Source organism: Amaricoccus sp., assembly GCF_047602525.1.
Lineage (GTDB): Bacteria > Pseudomonadota > Alphaproteobacteria > Rhodobacterales > Rhodobacteraceae > Amaricoccus.
Genome location: NZ_JASGHB010000001.1, coordinates 2,843,277 through 2,868,764, shown reverse-complemented (window position 1 = coordinate 2,868,764; position 25,488 = coordinate 2,843,277). Strand labels below are relative to the sequence as shown.

Below are 25,488 nucleotides of genomic sequence, written 5' to 3'. Positions count from 1 at the left end.
TGCCACGGCCCGCCGCGGCCCGCTGCGGGCGGGCGAAACCGCGAGATCCGGGTTGCGTGCGTGACGCGGGGCGCCGCATCGTCGGGCGATGTACGCGCATGTGTTCGAGACACCGGCCGGGTTCTGCGGCCTCCTCTGGGAGGCGGCCGGGGTTGCCGGCCTGTGCCTTCCCGAGCGTCACGCCGATGCGGCAGCGGTCGCGATCCGGCGCCGCAACCGCGCCGCTCCGGCCGGCCTGCTCGCCGACCCGCCGGCCGACATCCGCGCGCTCGTCGGCGCGATCGGGCGGTATTTCGACGGAGAGCGGCAGGATTTTTCCGCCGTGCCGCTCGTCCTCCGCGCCCGCGAGCCGTTCTTTGGCCGGGTGTACGCCGCCGTCCGCGGCCTCGGCTGGGGCGAGACGACCACCTACGGCGCGCTCGCGGCGAGCCTCGGGGCGGGCCCGGAGGCGGCGCGCGAGGTCGGCCGGGCGTTGGGGGCAAACCCGGTCCCGCTCCTCGTGCCGTGCCACCGGGTCCTCGCCGCCGGCAACCGCCTCGGCGGCTTCTCGGCCCCCGGCGGGGCGGAGACCAAGCGGCGGATGCTGGCGCTCGAGGGGGTCGCCGTCGGCGCGACCGCGGCGCAGGCGGCGTTCTCGTTCTAGTCGGTGAGCAGCGGCCCGGTGCGCTCGGGCAGCGGCTCGGTGCCGGCGATCTTGCCGATCACCTTGCCCGGCCACGCGATCGGCTGGTCGTGGCGGGCAAAGAGCACGCCGGCCGTGCGCGCCCGCACCGGCACTGTTTCGCCGAGCGGGTCGACGATCTCGGCCACCACGTTGCCCCGGGCAACCACGGCGCCGAGGGGCGCCCGGTAGACGACGAGGCCCGCCGCGGGGGCGATCACCTGGCTCATCGCGTCGAGCGGGGTTGCCGCGACCGACGCGGGCGGCGGGCCGGCCTCGCCCGCCACCGCCCCGCGCCGCACGAGAAAGCGCAGCAGCGCCGCGGCGTCGCGCTCCGCGAGGTCGGCGTCGACCGCGTTGTTCGAGCGCAGCTCGATCGTCACCGCGAGGCAGGCGGGCGGGATCGCGGCGCCGGGGAACCGCCGGGCCAGCGCCCACCACGGGCCGCTCAGGGCTTCGTCGAACGGGTTGCCGCCCGACACCTCGGCAAGCAGCACGGCCACGGCGCCGAGCTCTCCCGCCAGAATCCGCCGCGTCCGGCCAGAGGGGCGTGCCGGTGTAGAGATGCACCTCGGCCTCGTTGTCGGCGTGCAGATCGAGCACGATGTCGGCGTCGAGCGCCAGCCCGAGCAGGGCGCCGCGCAGGACGTCGAGCTCCGAGGTCGGTGCGCGTGCCGCGAGCGCGGCCGCCATTGCCGCGCGGATCGCCGCGACGTTCGCGCTGGCGTCGGCCCCGAGCCGCCCGGCCACCGCGTCGCCCGCCGCTGGCGCCAGATCGGAGTAGCCGCGATTGAAGTTGGCGGAGGCGCCGGACTCGACCCGGCCGCGAAGGTAGCCCTGGACCTGCTGGGCGAGCCCGATCGGATTGGCGATCGGCACCACGACCACCTCGCCCGTCACCTCCGCCGCGGACAGGTGCTCCGCCAGCCGGCGCAGCACCAGCATCCCGGGCAGCTCGTCGGCATGGAGACCGGCCTGCAGGTATACCTTCGGCCGGGCGCCGGGCGTGCCGAAGCGCAGCACCTCGACGTGGCGCGCCGTGCCGAGCGACGCTTGCGGCAGCGCGATCGTCTCGCGCCGCGCATTCGGGACGAAGCCGTGCCCGGCTGCCATGATGTTGCCTCCCCGCGACCGCAGCGCCCGGCGAGGATGGTTTTCCGCCGCGCCGCGCGCTAGCTCTGCCACATGCGCCGCCTGCTCGCCATGCTCTCCGTTCTCGCCCTCGCGCTGCCGGCCGGCGCCGCGCCGCTGGGGCCCTCGTCCTTCGAGGCGATGGCCGAGGGCCGGACGCTGCGTTTCGTCGCCCGCGACGGTGCGCCGTTCGGTGCCGAGCAGTATTTCCCCGGCCGGCGCAGCCTCTGGCAATATCCCGACGGCAGCTGCGCCGAGGGCCGCTGGTGGCCGGAGGGGGACGACGTCTGCTTCAGCTATGGCGTCGGCGCCGGCCGCGAATGCTGGAGCTTCGAGGCCGGCCCGACCGGCATCTCGGTGCGGCTGGTCTCGGGCAGCGACGGGGCGCCGGCCGGATCGCTGGTGATCGACCTCGCGGGCGTCGACCGGGTGCCGCTCGAGTGCCCCGGCCCCGACGTCGGCACCTGAGGGCCTGTCCGAGGACCCGGAGGGACGGTTCCCTGGCACCCCGATCCTTCGGCCGGGATCTCGAAAATCTCTCGCCCGCCCTTCGCCGCCGACTTTCCGCACAGCCTCCGACGCCGGCGCGCTCGGAGCCGGCGACTGACGCGGTTCCGCCACACCCGGCCGGGCCTGTCGTGCCGTCCACTTGACGGGGACCGGCGATCACGCTTGCGTGTGCAGGCGCCGCGGAATGCCCGGGGCGCGCGTACCGACACTTCCTGCCAGCAAGATGCGCGATGCGCGGCCAGCCGGACGACATGATCCGGGGGGATCCCATGGCCGCATTCACTGCCCGCCCACGCCGGCGGCGCCTGTCGCAATTCCTTGCCGGCGCGGCGGTCGGCTGTGCCGGCCTCGCGGGGCCGGCGCTCGGCCAGAGCGAGGCGACGGACGACCCCGCGCTGGTGCTCGACACCATCACCGTCGAAGGGCAGGGCACGGCGACCGAAGGCACCGGCCTCTACACCTCGAACGCGCCGACCCAGACCGCGACCGGCCTCGCCCTGACCCCGCGCCAGACGCCGCAGTCGGTCTCGATCGTCACCCAGCAGCGGATGCTCGACCGCGGCGACGTGATCCTGAAGGACACCATCAACCAGACGCCCGGCCTCGTCGCGGCCACCGCCTACGGGGATGCGCGCTGGGACTTCTATGCCCGTGGCGGCAGGGTGGTGAACCTGCAGTACGACGGCCTCACGCTGCCCGTCGCCTGGTGGGGGCAGGAGGCGGCGCCCGCCGACATGGTGGTGATCGACCACATCGAGGTGGTGCGCGGCGCCGCCGGCCTGACCGAGGGGCCGGGCGAGCCGTCGGCGTCGGTCAACCTCGTGCGCAAGCGCCCGCTCGTCGACCCGGCCACCAGCGTCAGCCTGACCGGCTGGGACCATGGCCAGGCCAGCGCCACCCTCGACGTGTCGCGGCCGCTCAACACCGACGGCACGGTGCGCGGCCGGGCGATCGCCTACGGCCTGACCGGCGACGACGTGGTGGATGCGAAGTCGCAGCGGACCGGCCTCGGCTATGTCGCGCTTGACGCGGACCTCACCGAGCGCACGACGCTCGGCCTCGGCTTCAGCTATACCGACGACCGGATCGACGGCTATGCCTGGGGCGGATTCTGGACCCGGCCGGACGGGTCGTTCTACGACTTCACCGCCACCGACAACCCGTCGACGGACTGGGCCTTCCTGACCCGCAAGCAGCGCGTCGCCTATGTCGATCTCACCCATCGCACCGAGAGCGACTGGACCCTGCGGCTCGCCGGGCGCCTCGCGCACAGTGACCGGGTGCGGTTTGCCGGCATCACCTACTGGACGGCGCCGGAGACCCTGGGCCACAGCGGCTACTACGCCGACGGCTACGAGGACAGCATGGCGGTCGGCGCCACCGCCACCGGCGAGGTGCAGCTGTTCGGGCGCACCCACCAGCTCGCCTTCGGCGCCGACTGGGCGCAGGTCGACACCGGCATGGACGGCGACACCTTCTACGCCTTCACCATCGCCGATCCGACGCGGCCGTTCACCTGGGACCTCGCCGAGCCGGCGCGCGACGGCATCGTCGGCTGGGCCACCGACGACCGCACCATCCAGTCCGGCATCTTCGCCTCCGGCCGCTTCGAGATCACGCCCGCCGTCCACGTCATCGCCGGCGCGCGCCTTGCGTGGTACAGCTTTTCCGACACCTACGGCGACCCGGCCACCGGATGGACCGGCAGCACCGAATTCAGCGTCGCTGCCGAGCCGATCCCCTACATCGGCGTCACCTACGACGTCGCCGACACCGTAACGCTCTACGCCAGCTATGCCCAGACCTTCCGGCCGCAGTCGGAGACGGACGCCGACCTGCACCAGCTCGCCCCCGCCACCGGGTCGAACCTCGAGCTGGGGGTGAAGGCGGCGCTGCTCGACGGCGGGCTCGACGTCTCGCTGGCGCTGTTTGACTCGGAGCTCGACGGCCTGCCCGAGGCGCTGCCGCAGGACCAGTGCCTGCGGCCGGACATCGGCTGCTACAAGCCGGCCGAGCGGATCTCGACGCGCGGCGCCGAGATCGTGCTCGACGGCGCGATCACGCCGGCGTGGAACCTGTCGGCGAGCTACACCTACGCCTATTCCGCCTATGCGGCCGGGCCGAACGAAGGGTTGCGCTACAACGCCGACCTGGTGCCCCGCCACCTCGGCAAGATCGGCACGACCTATGCGCTGTCCGGCCCGCTCGCGGGGCTCACGGTCGGCGGCGCGATCCGGGCGCAGAGCGACACCTGGTCGGCGGGGACGAACGTCGACACCGGCGAGGCGATGCGGGCGCACTCCGGCGGCTATGCCGTGGTCGACGCCATGGCCCGCTACGCCTTCTCCGACGCGACCGCGCTGCAGGTGAATGTCGACAACGTGTTCGACCGGCTCTACCTCAGCAGCGTGGATGCCAGCTGGGGCGGCAACTTCTACGGCGACCCGCGGACGGTGTCGCTGACGCTGCGGCACACGTTCTGAGGGCGGGCTGCCTGAGGGCGGGCTGCGCGGTGGAAGCGCGCCGGCCGACCGTTGCTCGAGACGGTGCCGAAAGACGGATCTGTCCGTCGACAAATCCGTCCGCGTCTGCCCCGTCGTGCCGCAGGCACGCCTCCGGCGTGACGGGGGGCAGGCGCGTTGCCGCGCCCGCCGGGGCAGCCACGGACGGATTGGCGCGCTTCCGCAGAAATCTCCACCCCTGACGGCCTCCGCGCGGTCCCCGCGCTCCCCGCCGTCGGCGCGGCGAACGCATGCGTTCGCTTGTCGCGGCGGGACTCGCGCGTGCACGGCGCACGCTTCGGTCGTTCATGGCTCCTCCGAAATCGGGGATGGATCGCCTGCCGCGGACGCACTAGATACCCGGCCGACAGCAGGACGCGGGCGCACATGGCGAAGATCACCTACATCGAGTTCAACGGCACGCCCCATGAGGTCGAGGTGCCGACCGGCCTGACCGTGATGGAAGGCGCGCGGGACAACGGCATCCCCGGGATCGAGGCCGACTGCGGCGGCGCCTGTGCCTGCTCCACCTGCCATGTCTACGTCGATCCCGCCTGGATCGACCGCCTGCCGGCGAAGGAGGCGATGGAGGAGGACATGCTCGACTTCGCCTGGCAGCCGGACCCGGAGAAAAGCCGCCTCACCTGTCAGCTCAAGGTGACGGACGCGCTCGACGGCCTCGTCGTCCGCATGCCGGAGAAGCAGAATCTGACCTGCACGGATTGCATGCCGATCCGCGAAGGTGCTTAGCGCCCGCCCCGTCTTCTCAAGCGGCCCGCAAAGACGGCATGTCTCTCCTCACTCGCGGCTCAGGCGAGCCGGCGAGCGGCCAGGGGAGGGCCAGCGGCATGATGACGACCGACCTCGACGACATCCCGACACCCGCCGTTCACCCGGTGGACGAGGTGCTCCCGGCGGGCCAGCTCACCGTCCTCGGGCTCCAGCACGTGCTGGTGATGTACGCCGGCGCGGTCGCGGTGCCGCTCATCATCGGCGGCGCGCTGAAGCTGCCGAAGGATCAGGTGGCGCTGCTCATCAACTCCGACCTGCTCGCGGCCGGCATCGTGACGCTGATCCAGTCGCTCGGCATCTGGAAGTTCGGCATCCGCCTGCCGGTGATGATGGGCGTGACCTTCGCCGCCGTCGGCCCGATGCTGGCGATGGGCGCGAACCCCGCCCTCGGCATCAACGGGATCTTCGGCGCGGTGATCGCCGCCGGCGTCTTCGGCATCTTCGTCGCGCCGTTCATCAGCCGCCTGCTGCCGATGTTCCCGCCGGTCGTGACCGGCGTCATCATCTCGGTCATCGGCCTGTCGCTGCTCCGCGTCGCGGCCAACTGGGCCGGCGGCGGCGTCGGCAACCCGAACTTCGGCGCGCCGCTCTATCTCGGCGTGTCGCTGGTCGTGCTGGCCTCGATCGTGCTCATCACCCGCTTCGCCCGGGGCTTTCTCGCCAACGTGTCGGTGCTCGCCGGCCTCGTCATCGGCTTCCTGATCGCGCTCGCCCTCGGACAGGTGAGCTTCGCCGGCATCTCGGCCGCGCCGTGGGCCGCGCCGATCTATCCGTTCATGTTCGGCGCGCCGGTCTTCGACGCCGTGGCCATCGCCACCATGTGCGTGGTGATGATCGTGGTGATGATCGAGTCGATGGGCATGTTCCTCGCGCTCGGTGAGCTGACCGGGCGGCCGATCACCCAGGAGGATCTGTCGCGCGGCCTGCGCGTCGACGGCCTCGGCACGCTGATCGGCGGCATCTTCAACACCTTCCCGCACACCTCGTTCAGCCAGAACGTCGGCCTCGTCGGCGTCACCGGCGTGCGCAGCCGGTACGTCACTGTCGCCGGCGGCACCATCATGCTGGTGCTGGCGCTGATGCCGAAGCTCGCGCTGCTCGTCGCCTCGGTGCCGCAGTTCGTGCTCGGCGGCGCGGGCATCGTGATGTTCGGCATGGTCGCGGCCACCGGCATCCGCATCCTGCACAGCGTCGATTTCCACGGCGCGAAGCGGCACAACCTCTACGTCGTGGCGATCAGCATTGGCATGGGCCTGATCCCGGAGCTGTCGGACAAGTTCTTCGACCGGATGCCGCACGTGCTCTCGCCGCTGCTGCACTCCGGGATCCTGCTGGCCGCGGTGACGGCGGTGATCCTGAACCTGGTCTACAACGGCTGGGAAGAGGTCGGGGCGGGGCACGCCCACTGACCCCGATCGGCGCAGGGAGGCCGGTGCAGCCTGCAACCGGCCTTCGCAATTGCACAACAAGTCGGCAGCCGCTGCCAATTGCCTCGGCTTTACGCGGAATCCCGAAGCTGCTTCGTGGATGCCGGTATGGACAGGGGCACCCCGGCCCTTCACGATCTGTTTACGAAACCACGCTCCGGACGCCGGCATCCTGCCCCCCGGTCGCGGCTTTCGGGTTGTCAGCATTCTGGAGAGAGCCCGCGCATGGACAACGCCACCCACTCCGTCGACGAGATGCTGCCCGTGCCGAAGCTGTTCGCGCTCGGCCTGCAGCATGTCCTCGTCATGTATGCCGGCGCCATCGCCGTGCCGCTCATCGTCGGGCGGGCGCTGCAGCTGGCGCCCGAGGACGTCGCCTTCCTGATCTCCGCCGACCTGTTCTGCTGCGGCATCGTGTCGATCCTGCAGTCGCTCGGCGCCACGCCGTGGTTCGGCGTGCGGATGCCGGTGATGATGGGCGTCACCTTCGCCTCGGTCGGCCCGATGCTGTCGATCGCCGCCACGCATCCGGGCGTCGACGGCGCGCGGATGATCTTCGGCTCGATCATCGGCGCCGGCTTCGTCGGCATCCTGCTCGCGCCGGTGGCCAGCCGCATGCTGCGCTTCTTCCCGCCGGTGGTGACGGGAACGATCATCCTCGTCATCGGCATCTCGCTGATGCGCATCGGCATCAGCTCGATCTTCGGCAATCCCGCCGTGCCCTCGACCGCGCCGATGATCGTCGATCCGGCGAACACCGCCTGGCTCGAGGCGGCGAAGGCCGCGGGCGATGCGGTTCCGCCGGCGCCGGCAGGGCTGAAGCTCGCACCGTCGCTGCCGAACCCGGCGTATGCGCCGGTGACGAACATCGTCCTGTCGCTCGTGGTGCTCGCCATCGTCATCGGCTTCGCCCGCTTTGCCAAGGGGTTCCTCTCCAATATCGCCGTGCTGCTCGGGATCGTGGTCGGCGGGGTCATCGCCGCGGCGCTCGGCATGATGCACTTCGAGAAGGTCGCCTCCGCCGCGTGGTTCGCGCCGATCCGGCCGTTCCACTTCGGCGTGCCGATCTTCGACCCGGTGCTGATCGCCACCATGGTCCTGGTGATGATCGTGACGCTGATCGAGTCGACCGGCATGTTCCTGGCGCTGTCCGACATCACCGGCAAGAAGCTGACCCAGCCGGCGCTGTCGGCGGGCCTGCGCATGGACGGTCTCGGCACGATAATCGGCGGCATCTTCAACACCTTCCCCTACACCTCGTTCAGCCAGAACGTCGGGCTCGTCGGGGTGACGGGCATCCGCTCGCGCTATGTCTGCGTGGCGGGCGGCGCGATCATGGTGGTGCTCGGGCTCATCCCCAAGATGGGCGCGCTCGTCGAGGCGCTGCCGACGGTGGTGCTGGGTGGCGCGGGGCTCGTCATGTTCGGCATGGTGGCGGCGACCGGCGTGCGCATCCTCGGCCGGGTCGACTTCACCACCAGCCGCAACAACCTGTTCGTGGTGGCGATCTCGGTCGGTCTCGGGATGATCCCGCTGGTCGCGCCGGACTTCAAGATGTGGCTGCCGCACGTGATCCATCCGCTGATCGACTCCGGCATCATCCTCGCGTCGATCGGCGCGGTGTTCCTGAACGTCGTGTTCAACGGCGCCGGGGCCACCGAGGCGGAGCTGCGCGAGGCGGCGATGGCGGGCGGAGAGCACTGAGGCCGCTGCCGACCTCAGGCAAGGCGCGGGCGTTGTCCCGTGCCTTGCCCCTTTCCGTGCCTGCTGCACCGCGATAGGATTTTCGCGTGGGTCGAGCAGCGGGGCAGTGCCGGATGGAGATCGTATCGACGGGGGTCTATGTCGGACCGAACGTCTATGCCAAGCGGCCGCTGATCCGGTTGACCGTCGACCTCCATCGCCGCGCCGGCAGGCCTGTCGCCGACTATGGCAGCGCCCTCGTCGACCCGCTGCTGCGCTATCTTCCCGGCCTCGCCACCGCGCCCACCGAATTCGGCATCCCGTTCGGCGAGCGGCTGCGCTCGGCCGACTGCGACCTGGGCGAGCTGATGGCGCAGGTGGCGGTGGCGCTGCAGAACCGGGCGGGTGCGCCGGCAGACCTCGCGCTGACCCGCCCGGGCGCCGACGAGGAGCATGTCCAGGTGCTCTATGGCTACGAATCCGAGGACGTGGGCGTCGAGGCCGGCGAGGTGGCGCGCACGCTGATCCTCGAGCTGATCGCGCCGCGGGAGGAGGATCCGCTGGACCTCGCCGAGGTGGTCGACGATTTCGAGTACTATGCCGAGCGGCGCGCGCTCGGGCCGTCGGCGCTGGCGCTGGTGCGCGCGGCCGAGGCGCGCGGCATCCCGTGGCTGCGGCTGAATGACGCCAGCCTGATCCAGGTGGGGCAGGGCAAGTACCAGAAGCGCATCGAGGCGGCGCTGACGAGCCAGACATCGCACACCGCCGTGGAGATCGCCGGCGACAAGGAGCTCTGCATCCGGCTGCTCTCCGACCTCGGCCTGCCGGTGCCGCGGCAGATCCACGTGCGCGACGCCGAGGACGCGGTCGATGCCGCGCTCTCGATCGGCTATCCGGTGGTGGTGAAGCCGGTGGACGGCAACCACGGACGCGGCGTCGCGGTCAACCTCGCGAGCGACGAGGCGGTGGCGGACGCCTATGAGCGGGCGCTGGTCGAGGGATCGGGCGTGGTGGTCGAGAGCATGATCGCGGGCGACGACCACCGGCTGCTCGTCATCGACGGCACGCTGGTCGCCGCGGCCCGCCGGGTGCCGGGGCACGTGGTCGGCGACGGCCGCCACACCATCGCCGAACTGGTCGAGATCGTGAACGCCGATCCGCGCCGCGGCGCCGGGCACGAGAACATGCTGACCCGGATCGAGCTCGACGACGAGGCCGAGCGCCAGCTCGCCGGCAAGGGATACGACGGCGCGAGCGTCCCGCCGGCGGGCGAGGTCGTCTATCTGCGCAAGACCGCGAACCTGTCGACCGGCGGCACGGCGATCGACGTGACCGACGTCATCCACCCCGACAACCGCCGCATGGCCGAGCGGGCGATCCGCGCCGTCGGCCTCGACATCGGCGGCGTCGACTTTCTCACCACCGACATCAGCGAGAGCTATCGCGACACCGGCGGCGCGATCTGCGAGATCAACGCCGGCCCCGGGATGCGGATGCACATTTCGCCGTCCGAGGGCCGCGGTCGCGACGTCGGCGGCGCGGTGATGGACATGCTGTTTCCCGCCGGCTCGCCCGCGCGCATCCCGATCGCGGCGCTGACCGGCACCAACGGCAAGACCACCACCGCGCGGATGCTGGCACACGTGCTGAAGATGGCCGGCCACGTCGTCGGCCAGACCTCGACGGATGCGGTCTACATCGACGGCAACGTCACGGTGAAGGGCGACATGACCGGCCCGAAGTCGGCGCAGATGGTGCTGCGCGATCCGCTGATCGACATGGCGGTGCTGGAGACCGCGCGGGGCGGCATCGTCCGCGCCGGGCTCGGCTACGACTACTGCGACGTGGGGGCGGTGCTGAACGTCACCTCCGACCATCTCGGGCTCGGCGGCGTCGACACGGTGGAGGGGCTGGCCGAGGTGAAGCGGCTGGTGGTCGAGGTGGCGCGCGACACCGCGGTGCTGAACGCCGACGACCTGCAGACGCTGAAGATGGCGGCGAGCGTCACGGCGCCGAACCTCTGCTGGGTGACGAAGAACCCCGACCACCCGCTCGTGCGCGAGCACATCCGCCTCGGCTGCCGCGCGGTGGTGCTGGAGCAGGGACTGAACGGCGACCAGATCGTGATCTACGACAACGGCGCCCACATCCCGCTGATCTGGACCCACCTGATCCCGGCGACGGTGGAGGGCAAGGCGCTGCACAACGTCGAGAACGCGATGTTCACCGCCGCGATGACCTTTTCTCTCGGCGTGCCGCCCGACCAGATCCGCACCGGCCTGCGCACCTTCGACAACTCGTTCTTCCAGTCGCCGGGCCGGATGAACATCTTCGACGAGCACGGGTTCCGCGTCATCCTCGACTATGGCCACAACGAGGCGGCGGTGGGCGCGATGGTCGACCTGGTGGAGCGGCTGGCCCCGCTGGGCAAGCGCATCGTCTGCGTGACCTGCCCGGGCGACCGGCGCGACGAGGACGTGGCGGCGATCGCCGCCAAGGTCGCCGGCCACTTCGACACGTACCTCTGCCATTCCGACGACGACGCGCGCGGCCGCGCGCCGGACGAGGTGCCGCGGATGCTGAAGGCCGAGCTGATCGCCCGCGGCGTCGAGCCCGACGCCATCGAGCTCGCGCCATCCGAGACCGAATCGGTCGACATGGCGCTGGGGCGCGCGCGGCCGAACGACCTGGTGCTGATCTTCTGCGAGGGGATCACCCGGTCGTGGAAGCAGATCATCTACTTCCACCCGGCGGAGAAGCCCGCGCCGGTCGCGCCGGCGGCGCGGGTGGCGGCACAGGGGTTCGACGTGCCCGAGGGCTGGCGGATCGAGAGCGACGAGCGCGGCGTGCGCATCGTGCCGGCCGGCTGAGCCGGCGGATGGCGAAGAAGGCGACCCAGCCAACCCCGGGGAACCGGCTCGCGGTCATCGGCGGCCGTCTCGAGGACACCAACGCGGCTGTCTATGCCGAGATGCACCGGCTGTCGGGCGGGCGCATTCTCGTCTTCGCCACGGCCTCCGGCGAGCCCGAGGCCGTGGCGGCGGAGACGGTGCAGGTGTTCCTGAGTCACGGCTTCGCGGCCGAGGCGTCGCCGCTGACCGCCGAGGCGGCGCATCTCGCGGGCGACCCCGCGGTCGCCGCGCAGGTGCGCGCGGTCGGCAGCGTCTATTTCACCGGCGGCGACCAGGCGAAGATCGTCGCGACGCTGGCGCCCGGCGGCGTGGAGACGCCCGTGCTCGCGGCGATCCGCGCGGCGCAGGCGGCGGGCGGGCTCGTCGCCGGCTCGTCCGCCGGCGCCGCGATGATGTCGCATCCGATGATCCTCGGCGGAACCTCGATCGAGTCGGTGATCCACGGCCTCGTCACCGATCCGGAGCGGCCGGGCCTGCTGGTCGGCGACGGTCTCGGCTTCTTTCCCCACGGCATCGTCGACCAGCACTTCATCAAGCGCGGCCGGCTTGGCCGGCTCGTCGTCGCCATGGAGGGCGCGGGCGTGCGCCGCGGCTTCGGCGTCGACGAGAACACCGCGCTGCTCGTCGAGGGCGAGACGGCGCGGGTCTGCGGCGAATACGGCGTCGTCGTCGTCGACATGGGGGGGCGGCCCGGGCCGGCGGACGCGGGCGCTCTGCCGCCGTTCCGCATCTCGTATCTCGACGACGGCGACAGCCTCGATCTCACCGGCTTCAAGCCGGTGCCGGGCCCGGGCAAGCGCCGGGTCCGGGCGCGCGAGGTCGCCTATCGCGCGCCCGTGCGCTCCAGCCGCAACGCCTTCGGCGCCTACACGCTCTACGACCTGATGGCGCGGCTCGTGCTGGCCGACACCGCCGTCTATGCGAGCGAGACGGCGGAGGCGTTCGACGCGCGCTCCGGCATGTGCGTCACGGTGGAGATGAAGCGCCAGCGGCGGCGATCGCGCGGCCTGATCGCGACGCCCGAGACCGGGCTGCGCATGACCGCGCTCGACTTCCGCTGCGGCATCGAGCGGCGGCAGCTGACCGCGACGCGCCTCGCGCAGCGGGTCGGCCGGCCGGCGCGGACGCCCGGCATGACGCCGAGCCCGGAGGCGCGGCTGGTGCTGCTCGGCTCCTCGCCCCTGCGCAACGCCGACGCGATGCTGACGCCGGTGCTGCCGCTGTTCGGGCGCGGGCCGGTCGGGGTGCTGGCGGCCGCCTCGGCCGAGCCGCGGACGACGGCCCGCGATCACATGGACATGCTGGCCCGCCACGGCATCGACTCGGTCGACCTCGGCGTCACCATCGACACGGTGGACTATGCCGCGCAGGACGGCGAGCTGCTGGAGATGATCGCCGGCCTGCGCGGGATCCTGCTCTGCGGCGGCAACCAGAATCCGGCTGGTCGAGACGCTGCTGCACCGGGGCGAGGAAAGCGCGGTGCTGCGCGCCATCGCGCACGCCCACGCCCGCGGCGCGCCGCTGGTCGCGGCGAGCGGCGCGGCCTCGGCGCTCTCGGGCGTGATGATCGCCGGCGGCACGACCTGGGACGCGGTGCGCTACGGCGTGTCGTCGGACACCGGCCACCGCGGACTGGTGATCCAGGAGGGCATCGGTTTTCTCGGCGGGGCGATCGTCGATCAGAACCTGCTCGACGGCCGCAGGCTCGGTCGGTTGGTCGTCGCCTGCGCCGAGGAGGGTGAGCGCTACGGCATCGGCATCTTCGAGGACAGCGCCGTGCTCGCCTCGCACGGCGGGACGCGGCTGGAGTCCGCGGGGCGGCGCGGCTTCGTCCTCGTCGAGGTCGATCCCGCGGCGCAGGTGCTGCAGGGCGACAGTCTGGTGCTGACCGGGGTGCGCCTGACGCTGGTGCCGCCCGGCGGCACGGCCGACCTGGCGTCCGGCGCGGTGGCGGGCGCGATGACGCCGGCGGGGACGGCGCTGCTCGCGCGGGTGATCGACGATCTGGCCCGCGAGGCGGACGGCGCGCCGCCGGTCCGGGCCGGGGGCCCGACGCGCGGCTTCGGCCTCAAGGTCCGCGCCCCGGCCGAGGGGACGGCGCTCATTGATCTCGAATGCGCCCGGGACGACGCGGGATAGGACGATTGCCGAGCGGCCGCGGATGACTATGTTGCCCGGCGACCGGCCCCCGAGCGGCCATTGAACGAGGCTATCGCATGACCACCCGCCACGTCCGCCTGATCATCCTCGGCTCCGGCCCCGCCGGGCACTCGGCGGCGATCTACGCCGCGCGGGCCAACCTCGCGCCGCTGGTCATCACCGGGCTGGAGAACGGCGGCCAGCTGATGACCACGACCGACGTCGACAACTGGCCGGCGGACGCCGAGGGCGTGCAGGGGCCGGAGCTGATGGCGCGCTTCCAGAAGCACGGCGAGCGCTTCGGGGTGGAGTACGTCTTCGACCACATCGCCGCGGCGCACCTCGGCGAGCGGCCGTTCCGGCTGGAGGGCGACTACGGCAGCTACACCTGCGATGCGCTCATCATCGCGACGGGGGCCTCGGCGCAGTACCTCGGCCTGCCCTCGGAGCAGGCGATGATGGGCAAGGGCGTCTCGGCCTGTGCGACGTGCGACGGGTTCTTCTTCCGCGGGCAGGATGTGGCGGTGGTCGGCGGTGGCAACACCGCCGTCGAGGAGGCGCTCTATCTCGCGAACATCGCCAGTCACGTGACGCTGGTGCACCGGCGGGACTCGCTGCGGGGCGAGAAGATCCTACACGACCGGCTGTTCCAGAAGGCGGCGGAGGGCAAGGTCACGTTGAAGTGGAACCGCACCGTCGACGAGGTTCTGGGCGACAAGGACGGGGTGAGCGGGGTGCGGCTTGCCGACACGACGGGCGGGGCGGCGGAGGATCTGGCGGTGAAGGGCGTGTTCATCGCCATCGGCCACAAGCCGAACACCGACCTTTTCGTCGACCAGCTCGAGATGGAGAACGGCTATGTCGTCACCGAGGGCGGGCGGCACGGGCGGGCGACGCAGACGAGCATTCCGGGAGTGTTCGCCGCGGGCGACGTGCAGGATCACATCTATCGGCAGGCGGTGACGAGCGCCGGCTCCGGCTGCATGGCGGCGCTGGATGCGGAGCGGTATCTCGACGGGATCGCCGCGGCGGCGCTCTGAGCGACTGCCGGGGAAGCCGGCCCGGAGGTTCCGGGGGGAGCGCCGGCCTCGGGGAGCCCTTGGGGCTCCCGCTCGTCCGGCGCTGCGTGACAGGCCGCCGTTGCGGCCCGTCACCCGGAGCCGCGCTGTGGCGCGGCGAGTCTTCGTTCTCCCCGCCTGTGGGCGGGGCCCCTGCGACTGCCCGATAGGGTTTCTGCCTATATGAATACCGAAGGGGGCGGCTACTTCTTCAGCCGCGCGCTCACGTCCTCGGCGAAGTCCTCGTAGCGGCGGATCGGCGTGGTCTTGATCGTGACGTGCTGGCCCATGCGCTTCATGATCGGCAGGTCGAACAGGATCTGGTCGAGGGTGTTTGGCGAGTCGATGTCGATCACCACGAACACCCGCCGCTCGCCCACCACCTTCCAGAGGTCGACGACGACGCCGGCCTGCTTCGCGCCGATCGCGACGCCGGCCTCCTCCTGCCAGATGTCGAAGAGATCCTGCTGACTCATGTCGGCGCCGTAGCCGACCGTGAACTCCAGGTGGTAGAGCATCGCCGTCCTCCCCTTGGGCCCGCGTCTTGCGCGCGTCAGGTGACGATAGCGGCGGCCCGGGGCGTGGCAAGGCCCCGAAGGTCGCAGGGCGTCGGCCTTGCGGGACAGGGGCGCGGGCGCTATTTCCGGCTCGGGGCAAGCCGTGGGGGCTCGAAGGCCGATGGACGAGACCGCGATCGCGTTCGAGCTGCCGCATGCGCGCGCCAGCGCCACCCACGTCGGGCCGCCGCTCGACCGGATCTCGGTGCGCGACTACACCCGGCAGGTGGAGATCGGCGCCTTCCGTTCCGAGCGTGGCGTCACCCAGCGCATCCGCTTCAACGTCGTGCTCGAGGTGTCGCACCACGCCGCCGCCGAGGATGACGACGTGGACAAGGTGATCTCCTACGACACCATCACCGAGGCGATCGAGACCGAGCTGGCCGCCGAGCGGGTGAACCTGCTCGAGACGCTGGCCGAGCGGGTGGCGGCGCGCTGCCTCGCCGACGCGCGGGCGGTGCGGGTGTTCGTGCGGATCGAGAAGCTCGACCGCATTCCGGGCACGCTCGGCGTCGAGATCGTGCGCTCCCGGGTCGCCGACGCCGCGCCGCGCCTGCGCCCGGTGCTGCCGCCCGCGGCGGCGGCCGCGGCCGATCCGGTCATCGTCTACCTTTCGCCCGAGGTGGCCTCGGGGCCCGCGGCGACGGGGTGGCGCGACGCGCTGGTGGCGCTCGGGCGGCCGGTCGTCGTGGCGCTTGCGCCGCGCGAGCCGCAGGCGGCGGCGCGGACCGAGGCCGAGCGGCGCATCGGGCTGCTCTCGATCGAGCAGGCGGCCTGGGCGTTTGCCGGCGCCGACCCTCGCTTTGACGTGGCGGCCACGCGCACGGAACTCGACTGGGCGGCCAAGCAGGGCCGGCTGACCGTCTGGGCGCCCGCGCACATGACGACGGCGGCGCTGAAGCATCCCGCCCCCGGGCCCGACGATCCGGTCGGCCTTGCGGCGTGGCTCGGGGCCGAGCTCGGCGCGGCGGCGGTGGTCGAGGCCGGTGGCCGGGTGGCGCGGCCGGCGGATCTGGCGGGGGCGCTGGCATGAGGCGGGCACGGATCGTCTTCGATCTCGACGGCACGCTTCTCGAACTCGATCCCGTCGCTGGTCGGCGCGGGCAACGCCCTGCTCGGCGAGCTGGGGCGGCCGGGGGTCGATCTCGACACCGGGCGCGGCTTCGTCGGGCACGGGGTGGTGCGGCTGGTCGAGAGCCTGCTCGGCCACTCCGGGGGCGTGCCGGGCCCGATCGACCCGCATGTGGCGCGGTTCCGGGAAATTTACGGGGCGGATCCGGTGACCGGGACCGTGGTGTATGACGGCGTGCATTCGGCGCTGGGCGCGCTCGCGGCCGCCGGGCACGGGCTCGGGGTCTGCACCCAGAAGCCGAACGGGCCGGCGCTCGACCTGCTGCGCCAGCTCGAGCTGATGCCGCCGATCACGGGCTTCACCGGCGGCGACAGCCTCGCGGTGCTGAAGCCGGACCCCGCCATGCTGTTCCACACCGCCGACCAGCTGGCGGGGGACGTGACGGTCATGGTCGGCGACAGCGAGACCGACGCCGAGACGGCGCGCCGCGCCGAGGTGCCGTTCCTGCTGCACACCGAGGGGTATCGCCTCGCGGACGTGGCGGACCTGCCGCATGTCGCGGCGTTCTCGGACTTCGCCGAGCTGCCGGGGCTCGTCGACGCGCTCCTAGCGACGCGCGCCCCGGCATGACGCCGCGCTGGCGGCCGCTGCCCCGCAGCGGCGGGCCGCGACCGCCCGGCGCGCTGGCGCTCGCGGGCGGGCCGCTCTGGTTTGCCGACGTTGCGCTGCACCGGCCGGGCCGGGCGCCGGAGCTGCGGTCCGTGTCGGAGCTGCCCGAGGCGGAGCGCGCTCTCCTGACCGCGCCGCGGGCGGCGGTCGCCGGGCTGTCGCTCGACCGGCCGCGGATCATGGGCATCCTCAACGTCACCCCGGACAGCTTTTCCGACGGTGGCGCGCATGTGACCCTCGACGCCGCGGTGGCACGGGCGCGGGCGATGCTGGCGGAGGGGGCCGACATCCTCGACATCGGCGGCGAGTCGACCCGCCCGGGGGCCGAGCCGGTGCCGCCGGAGGCGGAGGCGGACCGGGTGGTGCCGGTGATCGCCGCGCTGCGGGCGGCGGGGATCGCGGCGCCGATCTCGATCGACACGCGGAACCCGGCGGTGGCGGTGGCGGCGTTCGCGGCGGGAGCCGATCTCTGGAACGACGTGGCGGCGCTCGGGCACGCGCCGGAGGGGCTGGCGGTGGCGGCGGCGTCGGGGCGTCCGGTCTGTCTGATGCACGCGAAGGGCGACCCGAGGACGATGCAGGAGGCGCCGGTCTATGGCGACGTGCTGCTCGAGGTGGCGGGGTTTCTCGCCGCGCGCGTTGCGGCGGCGGAGGGCGCGGGGATCAGCCGGAGCGCGATCCTGGTCGATCCGGGGATCGGCTTCGGCAAGACCGTCGCGCACAACCTGACCCTGATCCGGGGGCTCTCGATGCTGCACGGGCTCGGCTGCGGCATCCTGTTCGGGGCGTCGCGCAAGCGGTTCATCGGCACGATCGCCGACGTGCCCGTCGCGGCGGAGCGGGTGGCGGGCTCGGTCGCGGTGGCGCTCGAGGCTTTGCGCCAGGGGGCGCAGGTGCTACGAGTGCATGACGTGAAAGAGACCCGGCAGGCGGTCGCCCTCTGGTCCGCCCTGAACGGGATCCAGGAGTAGAGGCATGGCAAGGAAGCTCTTCGGCACCGACGGCGTTCGGGGCCGGGCAAATGATGCGCCGATGACGCCGGAAACCGCACTGCGGCTCGGTCAGGCCGCGGGGCGGTATTTCACCAGCGGCGGGCATGCGCATCGCGTGCTGATCGGCAAGGACACGCGGCGCTCCGGCTACATGCTGGAAACGGCGCTGACCGCGGGGTTCACCTCCGTCGGGATGGACGTGTTTCTGGTCGGGCCGGTGCCGACGCCGGCGGTGGGGATGCTGGCGCGCTCGATGCGGGCGGATCTCGGCGTGATGATCTCGGCCTCGCACAACCCGTTTCAGGACAACGGCATCAAGTTCTTCGGGCCGGACGGCTTCAAGCTCAGCGACGCGGCGGAGGAGGAGATCGAGGCGCTGCTCGACGCCGCGCCGGAGCTGGCCGAGCCCGCGCTGATCGGCCGGGCGCAGCGCATCGACGACGGGCGCGGGCGCTACATGGAGTTCGCCAAGACCACGTTCCCGAAGGGCCTGCGGCTCGACGGGCTGAAGGTGGTGGTGGATTGCGCCAACGGCGCCGCCTATCGCACCGCGCCGGAAGTGCTGTGGGAGCTGGGCGCCGAGGTGGTGCCGCTCGGGGTCTCGCCCGACGGGTTCAACATCAACAAGGGCGTCGGCTCCACCCATCCGCAGGCGGCGGTCGCGGCGGTGGTGGCGCATCGCGCCGACCTCGGCGTGACGCTGGACGGCGATGCCGACCGGGTGATGATCGTCGACGAGAAGGGCGTGGTGGCGGACGGCGACCAGCTGATGGCGCTGATCGCCGACCGCTGGGCGGCGGAAGGGCGGTTGGCCAAGGGAACGCTGGTCGCGACGGTGATGTCGAACCTCGGGCTGGAGCGGCACCTTTCGGCACAGGGCCTGACGCTGCTCCGGACGGCCGTGGGCGACCGGTACGTGGTCGAGGCGATGCGCGCGGGCGGCTACAGCCTCGGGGGCGAGCAGTCGGGGCACATCGTGATGACCGACTACGTGACCACCGGCGACGGGCTGATCGCCGCGCTGCAGTTCCTCGCGGCGATGGTGGAGACCGGGCGGCGGGCGAGCGAGCTGGCGCGGGTTTTCCCGGCGTTTCCGCAGGTTCTTGCCAACGTGCGGTATCAGAAGGGCCGCGCGCCGCTGGACGAGGCCAGCGTCAAGGCGGCGATCGCCGCGGCGGAGGCGCGGATCGACGGGCGCGGCCGGCTGCTGATCCGCAAGTCCGGGACCGAGCCGCTGGTGCGCATCATGGGCGAGTGCGAGGATCCCGAGCTGCTGCGCCGGGTGGTGGGCGACATCGAAGCCGAGGTCGCCCGCTTCGCGTGAGCGGGCGCAGCGCAGCCGGCGGGGTCGGGGCTAGCGCCGCAGCGGGGCGGTCGGCCTGGCTGCGCGGGTGGCACGGGTCCGGTCCGGGCCCATGCCACCGGCCGTTCGTCAGACGAGGTTGTCGTCTTCGTCCTCGTCGTCGTCCTTGCCCGGCGCGATGTTGAAGAACGCCTCGGCGTCGGCCTTGGCGGCCTCGGGCGACAGGCGCTCGTCCTTGCGGCCGAGGGTGAAGGTCTCGATCCCGGCCACGTGCGAGGGGATGCGCGGCTCGGGCTCCATGGAGAGCGACTGCTCGATCGAGACGAGCTTCATCCGGTCGGCGTCGCTCATCACCTCGTCGCCGGGCACCCGTTTCACCGCCTTCGCGACGGCGCTGTCGAGTTCCATCTGCTTGCAGAGGCCGAGAGCGACCGGATCGACCGGCGCGATGTTGGCGATGTTCCAGTGGCTGCGGTCGCGGATCGACTCGATCGTGGGCTTGGTGGTGCCGACGAGCTTCGAGATCTGGCCGTCGGAAAGCTCCGGGTGGAACTTCACCAGCCAGGCGATCGCGGCCGGGCGGTCCTGGCGCTTGGAAAGCGGGGTGTAGCGCGGGCCCTTGCGCTTGGCTTCGCCATCGGCGGCGGGGTTGTGGTAGAGGCGCAGCTTGTGCAGCTTGTTCGCCTCGGCGCGGCGGATTTCCTCGGCGGTGAGCTGGCGGTTCGCCACCGGGTCGAAGCCCTTGATGCCCTGTGCCACCTCGCCGTCGGCGATGCCGTTCACCTCGAGCTCGTGGAGGCCGCAGAAATCGGCGATCTGCTGGAAGGTGAGGGTGGTGTTCTCGACGAGCCACACGGCCGTCGCCTTCGGCATCAGGGGGAGCGCCATGGGTGTGGTTCCTTCTCCAAAACAAGCCTCTCCCGCGTCCGAAAACTCGGGTGCGCCGGGGCGCGAGGATCGGTTTTCGCGGGAGGAATGGCCCGCTATATAGTCCCGATGGGCAGGATGATAAAGAGGCTTTCGCGGTCGGGCGCGCGGGCGGCGGCGGCGGCCGGGGTGATGGCCGTGCTCGCGCTCGGGTCTGGCCGTCCGGTTGCGGCGTTCGACTACTACGTGATGGCGCTGACCTGGACGCCGACCTGGTGCCTGACGGACGGCGGGCCCGACGATGCGCGCCGGGGCGGGCAGTGCGATCCGGGCCGCCGGCTCGGGTTCACGCTGCATGGGCTCTGGCCGCAGGACGCGGCCGGCGGCTGGCCGGAGTATTGCGAGACCGATGCGCGCGACCCGGAGCGGCGCGAGACGGCGGCGATGGCCGACGTGATGGGCTCGGGCGGGCTCGCCTGGTACGAGTGGAAGAAGCACGGCCGGTGCAGCGGGCTGGAGCCCGAGGCGTATTTCGGCGCGGCGCGGCGGGTCTTCGAGGCGCTGGCGCTGCCGGCGCCGGCGCGCGGGCGGGCGTCGGCGGGCGCGATCGAGGCGGCGTTCCTCGCGGCCAACCCGGCGCTGTCGCCGGAGGGGGTGATCGTCACCTGTGGCGGCGGGCGGCTGCAGGAGGTCCGCATCTGCCTGACGCCGGAGTTCGCGCCGCGGGCCTGCGGGGCGGACGTGCAGGCCGACGCCTGTCGGGTGCGCGGGCCGCTCGACGTGCTGGGCGGGCGGTAGCGTGGCGGCGGAGGCGGGCGGGTTTCGCATCCTGCACGGCTATCTCGGCATCCCGGCGCAGGAGGCGATGCGGGACGCGATCCGCGAGGTGGCGCGCGCGGCGCCGTTCTTTCACCCGATGACACCCTGGGGCAAGCCGATGCGGGTGCGGATGACCTCGGCCGGCAGGTATGGCTGGTACAGCGACCGCAAGGGCTATCGCTACGTGCGGCAGCATCCGTCCGGCGTGGCGTGGCCGGCGATCCCGGAGGCCGTGCTCGACGTGTGGCGGGCGCTGGCGAGCGGCGAGCGGATGCCCGACTGCTGCCTCGTCAACTTCTACGACGCGGGCGCGCGGATGGGTCTGCACCGGGATGCGGACGAGGCCGATTTCGGCTGGCCGGTGCTGTCGATCAGCCTGGGCGACCCGGGACTGTTCCGCATGGGCGGGCCGGAGCGGAGCGATCCGACGCGCTCGGTCTGGCTCGAAAGCGGCGACGTGGTGGTGATGGGCGGTGCGGCGCGGCTCGCCTATCACGGGATCGACCGGATCCGCGCCGGCGGCTCGCGGCTGCTGGCCGACGGTGGGCGGATCAACCTGACGCTGCGGGTGGTGGACTGAGGGACCGTTCGAAAACCCGGACGGGTCGGCCTGGCGCCGAATTTCCAGACAGCTTCCGGGGCGGACTCAGTGCATCGCCTCTTCCAGTGTCGGCTTGCCGATGGCGGCGAGCACGGCCGTCCTGTCGGCCGGGCAGGCAGCGGTGGTTGCGGCGTCGGCGTTGGCGAGCACGCCCTGCAACGCCTCGGGGTCGAGGTTGTAGGCGTCGCCGACCGCGATCGCGAGGTCGGCGCCGACCATTTCCGGTATGGCGCCCGGCGCCCCTGCCGCGACCGTCTTCAGGATCGGGCATAGTCCTCGGCATGAGCGGCAAGGCCGGAGCAGAGCAGGAGTGCGCAGGCGGGAAGAAGGCGGTGCATGATGGCGGATCTCGCGTGTCGCGAGGCGCCATCCTGCACGTCAGATGTCGATCTGCATAGCCTTGCCGGCCGCCTGCGCCAGCTCGACCACCCTCGCCGCGACGGCGAGATCCTGCAGGCCGACGCCGGTGCCGTCGAAGAGGGTGATCTCGTCGGCCGAGGTGCGGCCCCTGTGGGTGCCGTTGATGACGGCGCCGATCGGGGTGATGTCGGCTTCGGCGATCAGGCCGGCGGCGATGGCGTGCTGGGCCTCGCCGATGGTGATCGACTGGGCAACCTCGTCGGTGAAGACGGTGGCGCGTCCGAGGAGCGCGGCCTCGACTTCCTGCTTGCCCTTGGTGTCGGTGCCCATGCAGGCGAGGTGCGTGCCGGGCCTGACCTGCGCCGCGGTCAGGATCGGCGCGAACGACGAGGTGATCGAGATGATGACGTCGGCCTCGGCGCCGAGCTGGTCGAGCGTGACGGACTCGAAGGGGAGGCCGGCGGCCTCCGCCACCTCGGCGAGGCGGGGCAGCATCTCGGGGTGCAGGTTCCAGCCGATGACCTTTTCAAAGCCGCGCTGGCGCAGGGCGGCGCGGAGCTGGAAGGCCGCCTGGTGGCCGGCGCCGATCATGCCGAGGACTTTCGCGTCGGCCCGGGCGAGATGCTTGATCGAGACGGCGGACGCGGCGGCGGTGCGGGCGGCGGTGAGGTAGTTGCCGCCGATCATCGCGGTCGGCCGGCCGGTGGCCGGGTCGAAGAGGAAGACGGTCGACTGGTGGTTGGTGACGTTGCGGCGCGCGAGGTTGTGCGGCCAGTAGCCGCCGGCCTTCACGCCGAGGGTCGCGCCGGCACGGTCGTAGCCGCCCTTGAAGCCGTAAAGGGCATCCTCGGGCGCGCCGAGCGCCTCGCGGACCACGGGAAAGTTCTCGGCATCGCCGCGGGCCATGGCGGCGAACACCTGTTCGACCGGGGCGAAGGCGTCCTCGAGGGAGAGGAGACCCGGGCAGGCGGATTCGGGGACGACGATCATGGGGCGCGGGCTCCTTCTGACGGGGGAGGGCGGCGACGGGGGCATCGAGCCCCCGTCGCCGCCCGGCATTCGCCGCCAGCGCCCTGTCGGTGGGCGTGGCGCGGGCGGAGGGTTCGGGACGCGGCCGTTGCCGCGAAGGCGTGCGCGCAGGTGCGCGCAGAGTCTTTCTTGCTTGTTTTCCGGCTGTTGCCGGAAAACCGACTGCTCTCCAGGTTTCAAGGCCGTATGAAGACCGCCGGGGAGCGCGAGCGGCCGCAGGCGGGTCGCTCGCGTCGGGCCGGGTGGCGGGGTCAGTACGCCTTGCCGCGGGCGCTGACCGGCCAGAGGGTCTCGACCTTGCCGTTCCGCACGCCGACGTACCAGTCGTGCACGTTGCAGGTCGGGTCGCAGTGGCCGGGAACGAGCTTCAGCTTCTCGTTGATCGCGAGCACGCCGCCCTTGTCCTCCACGACGCCGTGCTCGTCGGAGCACTTGATGTACTTCACGTCCGTGCGGCCGTAGACGAAGGGCAGGCCGGAGTCGACCGACTGCGCCTTCAGGCCGGCGTCGACCACCGCGAGCTGCGGCTTGGCGTGGGACATGACGCTCGTCAGGATGAAGAGCGCGTTCTCCCACTCGCCGGCGTCGATGCGCTGGCCGTCCTTGTCGTGGATGCGGCCGTAGTCGGCATCCATGAAGGCGTAGGACCCGCACTGCAGCTCGTTGTAGACCCCGGAGGTCGACTCGAAATAGTAGCTGCCGGTGCCGCCGCCGGAGACGAGCTCGGGCTTCAGGCCGATGGCTTCGAGCGCCTGGACGGCGTCCTTCACCTGGGCGATGGCGGCGTCGAGCTTGGCCTTGCGCGCCTCGAAGTCGTCGAGGTGCTGCATCGCGCCCTGATACGCCTGGATTCCGGTGAACTTCAGGCCGGGCGCGGCGGCGATCGCCCTGGCGATCTCGACGACGGCATCAGTCGTCGTCACGCCGCAGCGGCCGGCGCCGCAGTCGATCTCGACGAAGCACTCGATGGTGGTGCCGTGCTTCTGCGCGGCCTTCGAGAGGTCGGCCACGTTGGTCGCGTCGTCGACGCAGACGATGACCTTGCCGCCGGAGATCTTCGGGAGCCGTGCGAGGCGGTCGATCTTCGCCGGGTCGCGGACCTGGTTCGAGACGAGGATGTCCCGGATCCCGGCGCGGGCGAAGACTTCGGCCTCCGAGACCTTCTGGCAGCAGACGCCGATCGCGCCGCCAAGCTCCATCTGGAGCTTCAGCACGTCGACGGACTTGTGCATCTTGCCGTGCGCCCGGTGGCGCATGCCGTGCGCCCTGGCGTAGTCGCCGAGCTTCTTCACGTTGCGCTCGAGGGCGTCGAGGTCAAGGATCAGGCAAGGCGTCTGGATGTCCTCGTAGGCCATGCCGACGGTGGCGGGGACGTCGTAGCCGACCTCGAGGTCGATGGTTTCCTGCTTGGTCATGGGTTCCCCTCCGGTCAGTTGTTCCAGGGCAGCTTGTCGAGGTCGACATTGCCGCCGGTGATGACGACGCCAACGCGCTTGCCGGCGAAGACGTCGCGGTTCTTCAGGATCGTCGCGAGCGGCACCGCCGAGGATGGCTCCATCACGATCTTCATCCGCTTCCAGATCAGCTTCATCGCCTCGATGATCTCCGGGTCGGAGGCGGTGAGCACGTCGGTGACGTAGCGCGAGACGAAGTGCCAGGTGCGCTCCTTCAGCGGCACCAGCAGGCCGTCGGCGACGGTCTTGGGCGCATCATAGGCGATGATCCGGCCCTGCTTGAACGACTGGTAGGCGTCATCCGCCTGCTCCGGCTCGGCGGCGTAGATCTTCATCTCCGGCGCGATGTTGGACAGCGTCAGGCAGGTGCCCGAGATCATGCCGCCGCCGCCGATCGGGGCGACGATGGCATCGAGGGGCCCGAGTTCCTCGACGATCTCCTTGGCGCAGGTGCCCTGGCCCGCGATGACGCGCTCGTCGTTGTAGGGGTGGACGAAGTCGGCGCCCGTCTCGGCCTGCACCTTGGCGAAGGTCTCCTCGCGCGAGCTGGTCGAGGGCTCGCATTCGGTGATGATGCCGCCGTAGCCGCGCACCGCGTCCTTCTTGGCCTGCGGGGCGGTGCGCGGCATCACCACGTGGCAGGGGATGCCGCGGCGGCCGGCCGCGTAGGAGAGCGACAGGGCGTGGTTGCCCGACGAGTGGGTGGCGACGCCCTTCGCGGCCTTTTCCTCCGAGAGGCCGAAGACCGCGTTCGAGGCGCCGCGCACCTTGAAGGCGCCCGCCTTCTGCAGGTTCTCGCACTTGAAGAACAGCTCGGCCCCGGTCAGCTCGTTCAGCACGCGGGAGGTGAGGATCGGCGTCTTGTGGATGTAGGGGCGGATGCGCTCGTGGGCGGCGAGCACATCGTCCCAGGTCGGGATGTAGAGGTCTTCTGCCGTGTCGAGGGTCATG

At 71.7% G+C, this 25,488-nt stretch carries 23 protein-coding genes and 1 pseudogene; 16 read left to right on the top strand and 8 right to left on the bottom strand.

Annotation, left to right across the window (positions count from 1 at the left end; all coding sequences use genetic code 11):
• Positions 1 to 88 precede the first annotated feature (88 nt).
• Positions 89 to 643: a methylated-DNA--[protein]-cysteine S-methyltransferase gene (locus QM699_RS14715; RefSeq protein WP_415011833.1), complete on the top strand. Its 555-nt coding sequence runs from the start codon at positions 89 to 91 to the stop codon at positions 641 to 643.
• Here QM699_RS14715 and QM699_RS14710 read toward each other — a convergent pair.
• Together QM699_RS14710 and QM699_RS14705 are read right to left on the bottom strand one after the other, a co-directional pair.
• The gene (locus QM699_RS14710) at positions 640 to 1,164 is read right to left on the bottom strand and encodes a succinylglutamate desuccinylase/aspartoacylase family protein (protein WP_415011832.1); all 525 of its coding nucleotides are present in this window, start codon (positions 1,162 to 1,164) and stop codon (positions 640 to 642) included. The genes QM699_RS14715 and QM699_RS14710 overlap by 4 nt on opposite strands.
• A 337-nt stretch (positions 1,165 to 1,501) precedes the next feature.
• Positions 1,502 to 1,606 (bottom strand): annotated as a pseudogene (locus QM699_RS14705) (succinylglutamate desuccinylase/aspartoacylase family protein); the annotation flags it as partial.
• Between the two features lie 240 nt (positions 1,607 to 1,846).
• Here QM699_RS14705 and QM699_RS14700 point away from each other — a divergent pair.
• The 9 genes from QM699_RS14700 (at position 1,847) to trxB (ending at position 14,796) form a co-directional block, all read left to right on the top strand.
• Complete coding sequence (locus QM699_RS14700) at positions 1,847 to 2,260, top strand: hypothetical protein (protein ID WP_415011831.1); 414 nt, start codon at positions 1,847 to 1,849, stop codon at positions 2,258 to 2,260.
• A 311-nt stretch (positions 2,261 to 2,571) separates the two neighbouring features.
• A complete protein-coding gene (locus QM699_RS14695) occupies positions 2,572 to 4,785 on the top strand; it encodes a TonB-dependent siderophore receptor (RefSeq protein WP_415011830.1) in 2,214 nt (737 codons plus the stop codon).
• 405 nt (positions 4,786 to 5,190) lie between these two features.
• A complete protein-coding gene (locus QM699_RS14690; protein WP_415011829.1) occupies positions 5,191 to 5,553 on the top strand; it encodes a 2Fe-2S iron-sulfur cluster-binding protein in 363 nt (120 codons plus the stop codon).
• Positions 5,554 to 5,651: 98 nt separating this feature from the next.
• The gene (locus QM699_RS14685) at positions 5,652 to 7,004 is read left to right on the top strand and encodes a nucleobase:cation symporter-2 family protein (RefSeq protein ID WP_415011828.1); all 1,353 of its coding nucleotides are present in this window, start codon (positions 5,652 to 5,654) and stop codon (positions 7,002 to 7,004) included.
• Between the two features lie 243 nt (positions 7,005 to 7,247).
• Positions 7,248 to 8,726 (top strand): nucleobase:cation symporter-2 family protein, encoded by a 1,479-nt coding sequence (locus QM699_RS14680; protein ID WP_415011827.1) that lies wholly within the window; start codon positions 7,248 to 7,250, stop codon positions 8,724 to 8,726.
• A 113-nt stretch (positions 8,727 to 8,839) separates the two neighbouring features.
• On the top strand, positions 8,840 to 11,575 hold the full coding sequence (gene cphA, locus QM699_RS14675) for a cyanophycin synthetase (protein ID WP_415011826.1): 2,736 nt from the start codon (positions 8,840 to 8,842) through the stop codon (positions 11,573 to 11,575).
• An 8-nt stretch (positions 11,576 to 11,583) separates the two neighbouring features.
• On the top strand, positions 11,584 to 13,359 hold the full coding sequence (locus tag QM699_RS14670; protein WP_415011825.1) for a cyanophycinase: 1,776 nt from the start codon (positions 11,584 to 11,586) through the stop codon (positions 13,357 to 13,359).
• Entirely contained in the window at positions 13,331 to 13,756 is a 426-nt protein-coding gene (locus tag QM699_RS14665; RefSeq protein ID WP_415011824.1) for a hypothetical protein, read from the top strand. Before QM699_RS14670 ends, QM699_RS14665 begins: the two co-directional genes overlap by 29 nt.
• A gap of 77 nt (positions 13,757 to 13,833) precedes the next feature.
• A complete protein-coding gene (gene trxB / locus QM699_RS14660) occupies positions 13,834 to 14,796 on the top strand; it encodes a thioredoxin-disulfide reductase (RefSeq protein ID WP_415011823.1) in 963 nt (320 codons plus the stop codon).
• A gap of 221 nt (positions 14,797 to 15,017) precedes the next feature.
• Here trxB and QM699_RS14655 read toward each other — a convergent pair whose 3' ends face one another.
• A complete protein-coding gene (locus tag QM699_RS14655) occupies positions 15,018 to 15,332 on the bottom strand; it encodes a muconolactone Delta-isomerase (RefSeq protein ID WP_415011822.1) in 315 nt (104 codons plus the stop codon).
• Between the two features lie 160 nt (positions 15,333 to 15,492).
• Here QM699_RS14655 and QM699_RS14650 point away from each other — a divergent pair, with 160 nt between their 5' ends.
• The 4 genes from QM699_RS14650 to glmM are packed head-to-tail and all read left to right on the top strand — an operon-like array spanning position 15,493 to position 19,428.
• A complete protein-coding gene (locus QM699_RS14650; RefSeq protein ID WP_415011821.1) occupies positions 15,493 to 16,404 on the top strand; it encodes a dihydroneopterin aldolase in 912 nt (303 codons plus the stop codon).
• A 21-nt stretch (positions 16,405 to 16,425) separates the two neighbouring features.
• On the top strand, positions 16,426 to 17,073 hold the full coding sequence (locus QM699_RS14645) for an HAD-IA family hydrolase (RefSeq protein WP_415012763.1): 648 nt from the start codon (positions 16,426 to 16,428) through the stop codon (positions 17,071 to 17,073).
• Entirely contained in the window at positions 17,070 to 18,083 is a 1,014-nt protein-coding gene (folP, locus tag QM699_RS14640; protein ID WP_415011820.1) for a dihydropteroate synthase, read from the top strand. The genes QM699_RS14645 and folP overlap by 4 nt, the downstream gene beginning before the upstream one ends.
• Positions 18,084 to 18,087: 4 nt before the next feature.
• Positions 18,088 to 19,428 (top strand): phosphoglucosamine mutase, encoded by a 1,341-nt coding sequence (glmM, locus tag QM699_RS14635; protein WP_415011819.1) that lies wholly within the window; start codon positions 18,088 to 18,090, stop codon positions 19,426 to 19,428.
• 108 nt (positions 19,429 to 19,536) lie between these two features.
• On the opposite strand, the gene QM699_RS14630 is transcribed toward glmM, so the two are convergent.
• Positions 19,537 to 20,295: a DUF1013 domain-containing protein gene (locus QM699_RS14630; RefSeq protein ID WP_415011818.1), complete on the bottom strand. Its 759-nt coding sequence runs from the start codon at positions 20,293 to 20,295 to the stop codon at positions 19,537 to 19,539.
• A 117-nt stretch (positions 20,296 to 20,412) separates the two neighbouring features.
• Between QM699_RS14630 and QM699_RS14625 the strand changes: the two genes are divergently transcribed.
• The gene (locus QM699_RS14625; RefSeq protein ID WP_415011817.1) at positions 20,413 to 21,072 is read left to right on the top strand and encodes a ribonuclease T2 family protein; all 660 of its coding nucleotides are present in this window, start codon (positions 20,413 to 20,415) and stop codon (positions 21,070 to 21,072) included.
• A gap of 1 nt (position 21,073) precedes the next feature.
• The gene (locus QM699_RS14620) at positions 21,074 to 21,673 is read left to right on the top strand and encodes an alpha-ketoglutarate-dependent dioxygenase AlkB family protein (RefSeq protein WP_415011816.1); all 600 of its coding nucleotides are present in this window, start codon (positions 21,074 to 21,076) and stop codon (positions 21,671 to 21,673) included.
• Positions 21,674 to 21,739: 66 nt separating this feature from the next.
• On the opposite strand, the gene QM699_RS14615 is transcribed toward QM699_RS14620, so the two are convergent.
• From QM699_RS14615 to bhcB, 4 genes are all read right to left on the bottom strand, one after another.
• Entirely contained in the window at positions 21,740 to 21,913 is a 174-nt protein-coding gene (locus QM699_RS14615; RefSeq protein WP_415011815.1) for a hypothetical protein, read from the bottom strand.
• Between the two features lie 159 nt (positions 21,914 to 22,072).
• The gene (gene bhcD, locus QM699_RS14610; RefSeq protein ID WP_415011814.1) at positions 22,073 to 23,044 is read right to left on the bottom strand and encodes an iminosuccinate reductase BhcD; all 972 of its coding nucleotides are present in this window, start codon (positions 23,042 to 23,044) and stop codon (positions 22,073 to 22,075) included.
• A 290-nt stretch (positions 23,045 to 23,334) separates the two neighbouring features.
• On the bottom strand, positions 23,335 to 24,498 hold the full coding sequence (gene bhcC, locus QM699_RS14605) for a 3-hydroxy-D-aspartate aldolase BhcC (protein ID WP_415011813.1): 1,164 nt from the start codon (positions 24,496 to 24,498) through the stop codon (positions 23,335 to 23,337).
• Between the two features lie 14 nt (positions 24,499 to 24,512).
• A complete protein-coding gene (gene bhcB, locus QM699_RS14600; RefSeq protein ID WP_415011812.1) occupies positions 24,513 to 25,487 on the bottom strand; it encodes a beta-hydroxyaspartate dehydratase BhcB in 975 nt (324 codons plus the stop codon).
• Position 25,488 lies beyond the last annotated feature (1 nt).

Coding starts and splice junctions, on each gene's coding strand:
- QM699_RS14715 (WP_415011833.1), top strand. CDS start 89: ATGTACGCGCATGTGTTCGAGACACCGGCCGGGTTCTGCGGCCTCCTC.
- QM699_RS14700 (WP_415011831.1), top strand. CDS start 1,847: ATGCGCCGCCTGCTCGCCATGCTCTCCGTTCTCGCCCTCGCGCTGCCG.
- QM699_RS14695 (WP_415011830.1), top strand. CDS start 2,572: ATGGCCGCATTCACTGCCCGCCCACGCCGGCGGCGCCTGTCGCAATTC.
- QM699_RS14690 (WP_415011829.1), top strand. CDS start 5,191: ATGGCGAAGATCACCTACATCGAGTTCAACGGCACGCCCCATGAGGTC.
- QM699_RS14685 (WP_415011828.1), top strand. CDS start 5,652: ATGATGACGACCGACCTCGACGACATCCCGACACCCGCCGTTCACCCG.
- QM699_RS14680 (WP_415011827.1), top strand. CDS start 7,248: ATGGACAACGCCACCCACTCCGTCGACGAGATGCTGCCCGTGCCGAAG.
- cphA (WP_415011826.1), top strand. CDS start 8,840: ATGGAGATCGTATCGACGGGGGTCTATGTCGGACCGAACGTCTATGCC.
- QM699_RS14670 (WP_415011825.1), top strand. CDS start 11,584: ATGGCGAAGAAGGCGACCCAGCCAACCCCGGGGAACCGGCTCGCGGTC.
- trxB (WP_415011823.1), top strand. CDS start 13,834: ATGACCACCCGCCACGTCCGCCTGATCATCCTCGGCTCCGGCCCCGCC.
- QM699_RS14655 (WP_415011822.1), bottom strand. CDS start 15,332: ATGCTCTACCACCTGGAGTTCACGGTCGGCTACGGCGCCGACATGAGT.
- QM699_RS14650 (WP_415011821.1), top strand. CDS start 15,493: ATGGACGAGACCGCGATCGCGTTCGAGCTGCCGCATGCGCGCGCCAGC.
- folP (WP_415011820.1), top strand. CDS start 17,070: ATGACGCCGCGCTGGCGGCCGCTGCCCCGCAGCGGCGGGCCGCGACCG.
- glmM (WP_415011819.1), top strand. CDS start 18,088: ATGGCAAGGAAGCTCTTCGGCACCGACGGCGTTCGGGGCCGGGCAAAT.
- QM699_RS14630 (WP_415011818.1), bottom strand. CDS start 20,295: ATGGCGCTCCCCCTGATGCCGAAGGCGACGGCCGTGTGGCTCGTCGAG.
- QM699_RS14625 (WP_415011817.1), top strand. CDS start 20,413: ATGATAAAGAGGCTTTCGCGGTCGGGCGCGCGGGCGGCGGCGGCGGCC.
- QM699_RS14615 (WP_415011815.1), bottom strand. CDS start 21,913: ATGGTCGGCGCCGACCTCGCGATCGCGGTCGGCGACGCCTACAACCTC.
- bhcD (WP_415011814.1), bottom strand. CDS start 23,044: ATGATCGTCGTCCCCGAATCCGCCTGCCCGGGTCTCCTCTCCCTCGAG.
- bhcC (WP_415011813.1), bottom strand. CDS start 24,498: ATGACCAAGCAGGAAACCATCGACCTCGAGGTCGGCTACGACGTCCCC.
- bhcB (WP_415011812.1), bottom strand. CDS start 25,487: ATGACCCTCGACACGGCAGAAGACCTCTACATCCCGACCTGGGACGAT.